This is a genomic window from Mycobacterium sp. 1245852.3 (assembly GCF_001669335.1).
Lineage (GTDB): Bacteria > Actinomycetota > Actinomycetes > Mycobacteriales > Mycobacteriaceae > Mycobacterium > Mycobacterium europaeum_A.
This window is the reverse complement of record NZ_LZLL01000242.1, coordinates 1-8014: the sequence shown is the minus strand read 5'-3', so window position 1 is coordinate 8014 and position 8014 is coordinate 1. Positions and strand designations below refer to the sequence as shown.

Annotated in this window: 5 protein-coding genes and 1 pseudogene; 3 read left to right on the top strand and 3 right to left on the bottom strand. The window is 68.1% G+C overall.

Features of this window, described 5'->3' with window-relative positions:
• The 3 genes and pseudogenes from A9W96_RS10815 to A9W96_RS10805 form a co-directional block, all read left to right on the top strand.
• Positions 1-371 (top strand): annotated as a pseudogene (locus A9W96_RS10815) (malate dehydrogenase); the annotation flags it as partial.
• Between the two features lie 83 nt (positions 372-454).
• The gene (locus A9W96_RS10810; RefSeq protein WP_066873271.1) at positions 455-1663 is read left to right on the top strand and encodes an NADP-dependent malic enzyme; all 1209 of its coding nucleotides are present in this window, start codon (positions 455-457) and stop codon (positions 1661-1663) included.
• Entirely contained in the window at positions 1660-2529 is an 870-nt protein-coding gene (locus tag A9W96_RS10805) for a glycine betaine ABC transporter substrate-binding protein (protein ID WP_067139649.1), read from the top strand. The genes A9W96_RS10810 and A9W96_RS10805 overlap by 4 nt, the downstream gene beginning before the upstream one ends.
• A 60-nt stretch (positions 2530-2589) precedes the next feature.
• Here A9W96_RS10805 and A9W96_RS10800 read toward each other — a convergent pair whose 3' ends face one another.
• The 3 genes from A9W96_RS10800 to A9W96_RS10790 form a co-directional block, all read right to left on the bottom strand.
• The gene (locus tag A9W96_RS10800) at positions 2590-3441 is read right to left on the bottom strand and encodes an SDR family oxidoreductase (RefSeq protein ID WP_067139646.1); all 852 of its coding nucleotides are present in this window, start codon (positions 3439-3441) and stop codon (positions 2590-2592) included.
• A gap of 108 nt (positions 3442-3549) precedes the next feature.
• Entirely contained in the window at positions 3550-4377 is an 828-nt protein-coding gene (locus A9W96_RS10795) for an SDR family oxidoreductase (RefSeq protein WP_067139642.1), read from the bottom strand.
• An 83-nt stretch (positions 4378-4460) separates the two neighbouring features.
• A partial coding sequence (locus A9W96_RS10790) for a multifunctional oxoglutarate decarboxylase/oxoglutarate dehydrogenase thiamine pyrophosphate-binding subunit/dihydrolipoyllysine-residue succinyltransferase subunit (protein ID WP_231999652.1) occupies positions 4461-8014 on the bottom strand: 3554 nt, incomplete at its 5' end.

The window sequence follows — 8014 nt, the reverse complement described above, 5'->3', positions numbered from 1 at the left end:
CCGAGGTGGTCAACGACCAGAACTGGATCGAGAACGACTTCATCCCGACCGTCGCCAAGCGCGGCGCGGCGATCATCGACGCGCGCGGCGCCTCCTCGGCGGCCTCGGCGGCTTCGGCGACCGTGGACGCCGCCCGGTCCTGGCTGCTGGGCAGCCCGGAGGGGGACTGGGTCTCGATGGCGGTCTACTCCGACGGCTCCTACGGCGTGCCCGAGGGGATCGTGTCGTCGTTCCCGGTGACCACCAAGGACGGCAACTGGTCGATTGTGCAGGGGCTGGAGATCGACGAGTTCTCCCGCGGCCGCATCGACAAGACCACCGCCGAGCTGGTCGACGAGCGCAGCGCCGTCACCGAGCTCAAGCTGATTTAGCCGCGATCGCGGCCGCGGCGGGCCGACGTTGCGACCACATCACCAATTAGGCCTACTAATGGGTAGTCAGTACCCTGAAGCGCGTGTCCGAATTGCTTGAATCGATACAGACGCATGCCGAGCAGGGCGTGATCACCGATGCGGAGATCTTCGAGGCACACGTCGGCGGCAAGCTTTCGGTAGGCCTGACGTCGCCCCTGGACACCCAGCGCGCCCTGTCGATCGCCTACACGCCCGGTGTGGCGCAGGTCAGCCGCGCGATCGCCGCCGACCACACTCAGGCGGCCCGCTACACGTGGGCGAACCGGCTGGTGGCCGTGGTCAGCGACGGCAGCGCGGTGCTGGGCCTCGGTGACATCGGCCCCGCGGCGTCGCTGCCGGTGATGGAAGGCAAGTGCGCCCTGTTCCAGGCGTACGGCGGGCTGAACGCCATCCCGATCGTGCTGGACACCAAGGATCCCGACGAGATCGTGGAAACCCTGGTGCGGCTGCGCCCGACCTTCGGCGCCGTCAACCTCGAGGACATCTCCGCGCCGCGCTGCTTCGACATCGAGCGTCGCCTCATCGAGGCGCTGGACTGCCCGGTGATGCACGACGACCAGCACGGCACCGCGATCGTGGTGCTGGCCGCGCTGATGGGCGCCAGCAAGCTGCTCGGCCGCGACATGACCTCGCTGAAGGTGGCGGTCTCCGGGGCCGGTGCGGCCGGCGTCGCGTGCACCAATCTCCTGATGGTGATGGGTGTTTCGGACATCACCGTGCTCGACTCGCGCGGCATCCTGCACACCGGTCGCGACGACATGAACGACGTCAAGGTGGCGCTGGCGCAGCGCACCAACCCCGCCGGCCTGACCGGCAGCCTGGCCGAAGCCGTCCGGGGCGCCGACGTGTTCCTCGGATTGTCCGGGGGCGTGGTGCCCGAGGAGATGATCGCCACCATGGCGCCGGGCGGGATCGTGTTCGCGCTGTCCAACCCCGACCCCGAGATCCACCCGCAGATCGCGGCCAAGTACGCCTCGGTGGTGGCCACCGGCCGCAGCGATTTCCCGAATCAGATCAACAACGTGCTGGCCTTCCCCGGGGTGTTCCGCGGTGCGCTGGAGGCCGGTGCCCGGCGGATCACCGAAAAGATGATGGTCGCCGCGGCCGAGGCGATCTTCTCCGTCGTCAGCGACGACCTGGCGCTCGACCGCATCGTTCCCAGCCCGCTGGACACGCGGGTCGGGGAAGCGGTCGCCTCAGCGGTGGCGCTGGCCACGGAAGCCTCAGACACGACCGTCGCCGGGGGGTGAGAATCGGCAGGCTGGCGGTGCCGCTGCTCGCCGCCGTGGTGGCTGTGGCCGGTTGCGCAACCGACACCGGTGACCACCGGGCCCGTGCCGAGGTGGTGGTCGGTTCCCGCCCGGACGCCGACTCGGCGCTGCTGGCCGGCGTCTACGTCGCTGCCTTGCGGTCATACGGATTCGGTGCGCGGTTCCAGGCGACCACCGACCCGAAGGCCCAATTGGATTCGGGCGCAGTCACCGTCGTGCCCGCCTTCACCGGCCGCGTGTTGCAGGCGTTGCAGCCCGGCGCGACGGCAATGTCGGACAAAGACGTCTACCGCGCGATGATCGCCGCGCTGCCCGAGGGTGTCGTGGCGGGGGACTACACGACGGCCGCGGAGGACAAGCCCGTGTTGCTGGTGAGCCAGCCGACGGCCAAGTCCTGGGGCGGCAGCGAGGTCAGCGCGGACCTGAGCACGCTGCCCCGGCACTGCGACGGCCTCGTCGTCGGCGCTGTCGGCGGGCAGCCGGAACCGTCGGCGATCGGCGCCTGCCGGCTCGCCGCCCCGCGCGAATACCCGGACAAGGCAACGATGTTCGCCGCGATCAGGTCCGGCCAGCTGACCGCCGGGTGGACCACCACGGCCGACCCGGGCGTGCCCGGCGACCTGGTCGCGCTGGCCGACGGCAAGCCCGCGCTGATCCGCGCGGAGAACGTGGTGCCGCTGTATCGGCGCAACGCGTTGAGCGAACGGCAGTTGCTGGCGATCAACGAGGTGGCCGGCGTGCTGGACACCGCCGCCCTGGTCGAGATGCGCCGCCAGGTGCGCGCGGGTGCCGACCCGCAGGCGGTGGCGGGAGGCTGGCTGGCCGAGCATCCGCTCGGCCGCTGACGATCAAGGCTGACGTGCCCCGGCCCTCTCTCGCGCGTATCCACGCGCTCATCGACCGGGTCAGCGCTTCGGCAGCAACCGGGTGACGAAGTCCTTGACCCGGCTCATCACGGGGCCGCCGACCAGCCGCTCGTAGTTCGGTCCGGCGAGCCGCACCAGCAGGTCCATCGCCTTGACGTCCGGACCGACCAGCACCCGCGCCTTGTTCTTTCGCACGCCTTCGAGGATGAGCTGGGCGGCCCGCTGCGGGGTGGTCTTGGCCTGCTGCTCCTCGAACACGGTGGCCAACTCGGCATGGTCGAGGCCCTCGACGCCGGTGGCGTTGCGGGCGAACGCGGTCTTGATGCCGCCCGGGTGCACCGTCGTCACCCGCACCGGGTGCCCGGCGCGGGCCATCTCCTGGTGCAGCGACTCGGTGAAGCCGCGGACGGCGAACTTGGCCGAGACGTAGGCCGCCTGGCCGGGCGCGGAGAACAGGCCCAGCGCGCTCGAGATGTTGATGACGTGCCCGTCGCCGGAGGCGATCAGGTGCGGAAGGAAGGCCTTGGTGCCGTTGACGACGCCCCAGTAGTCGACGTCGATCACCCGCTCGATGTCCTTGAACCGGCTGTCCTCGATGGAACCGATGAAGGTGATGCCGGCGTTGTTGTAGATCTGGTTGACCTGGCCGAAGTGCTCGTTGACGGCGTCGGCGTAGGCCAGGAAGGCCTCGCGTTCGGTCACGTCGAGCCGGTCCGACTTGAACGCCGCGCCGATCGCCGTCAGCTGTTCGGCGGTCTGGGCCAGCCCCTCGGTGTCGACGTCGCTGATCGCCACCTTGGCACCGGCCCGGCCCAGCTCGACCGCCAACGCCTGGCCGATACCGGAACCCGCTCCGGTGACCACGGCGACCTTGCCGGCGAACCTATCCATGCAAACTCCCTCGACCAGGGTTAACCGCTTGACGCTAATCGTTACCAGCGATGCTGACTACAGCAGGGCGAAACGGTGAATCGGCGACCCTCGACACTGAGAGATCGATCACTGCTTGGGCAGCAACCGGCCCATCACCGGGCCGAAGAGCTGCTGGTAGTACGGGCCCGCCAGCCGCACCATCACGTCCAGGAGTTTGGCGTCAGTGCCGACCAGCACCCGGGCCTTCTTCTTGCGGACCGCGTCCAGGATGATCTGGGCGGCGCGCTGCGGGCTGGTCCTGGCGAGCCGCTTGTCGAACAGCTTCGCGAGCTGCTCGGGGTCGAGCCCCTCGGCGGCCGTCGCGTTGCGCGCGATCGCGGTCTTGATGCCACCCGGGTGCACCGTGGTGACCGCCACCGGGTGGCCGGCCGCGACCATCTCCTGCCGCAGCGCCTCGGTGAAGCCCCGCACGGCGAACTTGGCCGAGTTGTACGCCGCCTGCCCGGGCACCGAGAACAGCCCGAACACGCTGGACACGTTGACGACGTGGCCGTCGCCGGAGGCGATCAGGTGCGGGAGGAACGCCTTGGTGCCGTTGACGACGCCCCAGAAGTCGACGTCCATCACCCGTTCGATGTCCTTGAACTGGCTGACCTCCACGTCGCCGGTGAAGGCGATGCCGGCGTTGTTGTAGATCTGGTTGACCTTGCCGAAGTGCTCCTTGACGCCGTCGGCGTAGGCCAGGAAGGCCTCGCGCTCGGTCACGTCGAGCCGATCCGACTTGAACGACGCGCCGATCGCCCTCAGCTGCTCCTCGGTCTGGCCCAGGCCGTCGAGGTCGACGTCGCTGATCGCCACCTTGGCGCCCGAGCGGGCCAGCTCCAGGGCCAGCGCCTGCCCGATACCCGAACCCGCGCCCGTCACCACCGCGACCTTGCCGGCGAACCCTTGCATGAGCACCCTTCCTTCTTTGGCACGTTTGCGTCGAGGCTAGCCGGTACCAGCGGTCCCTGATACCTGCGGGTCACCGAAGCCCGTCAGGCGAAGGCCGTGTCGAGGATCTCCTGCTGCTCGACGGCGTGCACCTTCGACGACCCCGACGACGGCGCCGACATCGCCCGGCGCGAGATGCGCTTGAGGCCGGTCAGCTTGTCGGGCAGCAGCTCGGGCAGCTCCAGCCCGAAACGCGGCCAGGCGCCCTGGTTGGCCGGTTCCTCCTGGACCCAGAAGTATTGCTGCACGTTGGGGTAGCGGTCCAGCGTTTCATTCAGCCGGCGCTTCGGCAGCGGAGCGAGTTGCTCGATCCGCACGATCGCCACGTCGTCGCGATTGTCCTTGGCCTTGCGGGCCACCAGCTCGTAATAGAGCTTGCCGCTGGTCAGCAGGACCCGGGTGACTTTGCCGCGGTCACCGATGCCATCCTCGTAGGTCGGCTCTTCGAGCACCGAGCGGAACTTGATCTCGGTGAAGTCTCGGACGTCGCTGACCGCCGCCTTGTTGCGCAGCATCGACTTCGGGGTGAACACGATCAGCGGACGCTGCACGCCGTCGAGGGCGTGCCGGCGCAACAGGTGGAAGTAGTTGGACGGCGTCGAGGGCACCGCGATCGTCATCGACCCCTCCGCCCACAGCTGCAGAAAGCGCTCGATGCGCCCCGAGGTGTGGTCGGGACCCTGACCCTCGTGGCCGTGCGGCAGCAGCAGCACAACGTTGGACAGCTGGCCCCACTTGGCCTCGCCGGAGCTGATGAACTCGTCGATGATCGACTGCGCGCCGTTGACGAAGTCGCCGAACTGCGCCTCCCACAACACCAGGGCGTCAGGGTTGCCCACCGTGTAGCCGTACTCGAAGCCCACGGCGGCGTACTCCGACAGCGGCGAGTCGTAGACCAGGAACTTGCCGCCGGTCGGGGTGCCGTCGGCGTTGGTCGCCAGCAGCTTGAGCGGCGTGAACTCGGCGCCGGTGTTGCGGTCGAAGATCACCGAGTGCCGCTGGGAGAAGGTGCCGCGGCGGGTGTCCTGCCCGGAGAGCCGCACCAGCTTGCCCTCGGCCACCAGCGAGCCCAGCGCCAGCAGTTCGCCGAAGGCCCAGTCGATCTTGCCCTCATAGGCCATCTCGCGCCGCTTCTCCAGCACCGGCTGCACCCGCGGGTGTGCGGTGAAGCCGTCGGGCAGGGCCAGGAACGCGTCACCGATGCGGGCCAGCAGCGCCTTGTCCACCGCGGTGGCCAGCCCGGCCGGCAGCATCTGGTCCGCCTCGACCGACTCGCTGGGCTGCACGCCGTGTTTCTCCAGCTCGCGGACCTCGTTGAACACCCGCTCCAGCTGGCCCTGGTAGTCGCGCAGCGCGTCCTCGGCTTCCTTCATCGAGATGTCGCCGCGGCCGATCAGGGCTTCGGTGTAGCTCTTGCGCACCCCGCGCTTGATGTCGACGACGTCGTACATCGCCGGGTTGGTCATCGACGGGTCGTCGCCCTCGTTGTGCCCGCGCTTGCGGTAGCACAGCATGTCGATGACGACGTCCTTCTTGAACTCCTGCCGGAAATCGACGGCCAGCTTGGCCACCCACGCGCACGCTTCCGGGTCGTCGCCGTTGACGTGAAAGATCGGCGCCCCGATCATCTTCGCGACGTCGGTGCAGTACTCGCTGGACCGCGAATACTCCGGCGCGGTGGTGAAGCCGATCTGGTTGTTGGCGATGATGTGGATGGTGCCGCCGACGCGATAACCGGGCAGGTTGGCCAGGTTCAGCGTCTCGGCGACCACGCCCTGACCGGCGAACGCGGCGTCGCCGTGCAGCATCATCGGCACCACCGAGAAGGCCTTTTCGTCCCCCTGGTCCTCGGCGCCGTGGTCGAGCAGGTCCTGCTTGGCGCGCACCAGACCCTCGAGCACCGGGTCGACGGCTTCCAGGTGTGACGGGTTGGCCGTCAACGACACCTGAATGTCGTTGTCGCCGAACATCTGTAGGTACACGCCGGTGGCGCCCAGGTGGTACTTGACGTCGCCGGAGCCGTGCGCCTGTGCCGGGTTGAGGTTGCCCTCGAACTCGGAGAAGATCTGCGAGTACGGCTTGCCGACGATGTTGGCCAGCACGTTGAGCCGGCCCCGGTGCGGCATGCCGATGACCACCTCGTCGAGGCCGTGCTCGGCGCACTGGTCGATCGCCGCGTCCATCATCGGAATGATGCTTTCCGCGCCTTCCAGTGAAAAGCGTTTCTGGCCAACATATTTGGTCTGCAGGAAGGTCTCGAAGGCCTCGGCCGCGTTCAGCTTGCTCAGGATGAACTTCTGCTCGGCCACCGTCGGCTTGACGTGTTTGGTCTCGACGCGCTGCTGCAGCCATTCCTGCTGCGAGGGTTCGAGAATGTGGGTGTATTCCACGCCGATGTGGCGGCAGTAGGCGTCGCGCAACAGACCCAGCACGTCGCGCAATTTCTTGTATTCGCAACCGGCGAAGCCGTTGACCTTGAACACCCGGTCCAGGTCCCACAGCGTCAGGCCGTGGTTGAGGATCTCGAGGTCGGGGTGGCTGCGGAACCGGCTGCCGTCCAAGCGCAGCGGGTCGATGTCGGCCATCAGGTGACCGCGATTGCGGTAGGCCGCGATCAACTCCATCACCCGGGCGTTCTTGTCGACGATCGAATCCGGGTTGTCGGTGCTCCAGCGCACCGGCAGGTACGGGTTGCCCAGCTCGCGGAAGATCTCGTCCCAGAACGCATCCGACAGCAGCATCTCGTGGATGGTGCGCAGGAAGTCGCCGGACTCCGCGCCCTGGATGATGCGGTGGTCGTAGGTCGAGGTCAGGGTGATCAGCTTGCCGATGCCCAGCTCGGCGATGCGTTCCTCGCTGGCGCCCTGGAACTCGGCGGGGTATTCCATGGCGCCCACCCCGATGATGGCGCCCTGGCCGTTCATCAGCCGCGGCACCGAGTGCACGGTGCCGATGGTGCCCGGGTTGGTCAGCGAAATGGTCACGCCCGCAAAGTCTTCGGCGGTCAGCTTGCCGTCGCGGGCGCGCCGCACGATGTCTTCGTAGGCGGTGACGAACTGCGCGAACCGCATGGTTTCGCAGCCCTTGATCCCGGCGACCACCAGGGAACGCTTGCCGTCCTTGCCCTGCAGGTCGATGGCCAGGCCCAGGTTGGTGTGCGCCGGCGTCACCGCGGTGGGCTTGCCGTCGATCTCGGCGTAGTGCCGATTCATGTTCGGGAACTTCTTGATCGCCTGCACCAGCGCATAGCCCAGCAGGTGGGTGAACGAGATCTTGCCGCCGCGGGTGCGCTTGAGCTGGTTGTTGATGACGATCCGGTTGTCGATCATCAGCTTGGCGGGCACGGCGCGCACGCTGGTCGCCGTCGGCACGTCCAGCGAGGCCGACATGTTCTTGACGACGGCCGCGGCGGCGCCGCGCAGCGTCTGCAGCTCGTCACCCTCCGCGGGCGGGGGAGTGGCGGCCTTGGCCGGCCGCGGCGCGACCCCATTGCCGGCGGCAGTGCTGACGGGAGGTGTGGGCTTGGCCGGGTGTTCAAGGTCAACGGCTTCGCCGGTTGCGAATACAAGAAATTGCGCGACGTGCTGGGTCTGTTGCG